Raw genomic sequence first — 1,089 nt, 5'->3', positions numbered from 1 at the left:
CTTTATTCACATGCGCCAGAGGTTGATTTGAAGCTACGACTTGGCGCGTGTCCACACCCACTTCGGGTGGCAAATCTTTCGGTTCAATCAGTTGTGCCGGTGCCATCACGCTCAACCAGTGGCACATATTTTCAAGTTGGCGCACATTGCCCGGAAAGTCAAAGCGCTCCAGCCACTGCAACGCCGCCGCTGAAATACGTTTGGGTTCCACACCCAGTTGCGCGGCGCTTTGCTGCAAGAAGTGCCGCGTGAGCGCGGCAATGTCCTCGCGGCGTTCACGCAACGCTGGCAGACGCAAGCGGATCACGTTGAGCCGATGAAACAAATCTTCCCGAAACACGCCCTCCTTGACGCGCTGCTCCAGATTTTGATGCGTCGCGGCGATCACGCGCACATGAGTCTTGACCGCGCCATGACCGCCGACCCGGTAGAAATGACCGTCGGACAACACGCGCAGCAGACGGGTCTGCAAGTCAGCCGGCATGTCGCCAATTTCGTCCAGAAACAAGGTGCCACCGTCGGCCTGTTCAAAACGGCCACGGCGCATGGTCTGGGCGCCAGTAAAAGCACCGCGCTCGTGCCCGAACAGCTCGGACTCAAGCAAATCTTTCGGGATCGCAGCGGTATTGATGGCGATGAACGGCCCACCCGCGCACGGCGAATGCTTGTGCAAGGCGCGCGCCACCAGTTCCTTGCCCGAGCCCGACTCGCCGGTGATCATGACCGTGACATTGCTTTGGCTCAAACGTCCGATGGCACGAAACACATCTTGCATGGCCGGGGCCTGCCCCAGCATCTCGGTGGCGGCCACGGTCTGCTGCTCAGCCACTTCTTCACGGCGGCTTTCTTCGACGGCACGGCGCAGCAACTCCACCGCCTTGTTCAGGTCAAACGGCTTGGGCAGGTATTCAAAGGCACCACTCTGAAACGCCGACACCGCGCTGTCCAGGTCGGAATACGCCGTCATGATGATCACCGGCAGACCCGGCAGACGGGTCTTGACCTGGTCGAGCAAATCGATACCGCTGCCGCCTGGCATACGAATGTCGCTGATCATCACCTGCGGGCCGCGGTCTGCCGGATCATCCA

General features: G+C 60.2%; 1 protein-coding gene. It reads right to left on the bottom strand.

The genetic code is table 11. From position 1 onward, the window contains the following. Positions 1–1,089 (bottom strand): nitrogen regulation protein NR(I) (gene ntrC / locus ADADOO_RS03675; RefSeq protein ID WP_511275113.1); only part of this gene is annotated, 1,089 nt, incomplete at both ends.

The sequence above is a fragment of the Azonexus sp. genome, from assembly GCF_036170495.1.
In the GTDB taxonomy this organism is placed as follows: domain Bacteria; phylum Pseudomonadota; class Gammaproteobacteria; order Burkholderiales; family Rhodocyclaceae; genus Azonexus.
Note: the sequence above shows the minus strand (reverse complement) of the source record. Positions and strands in the feature narration are given on the sequence as shown.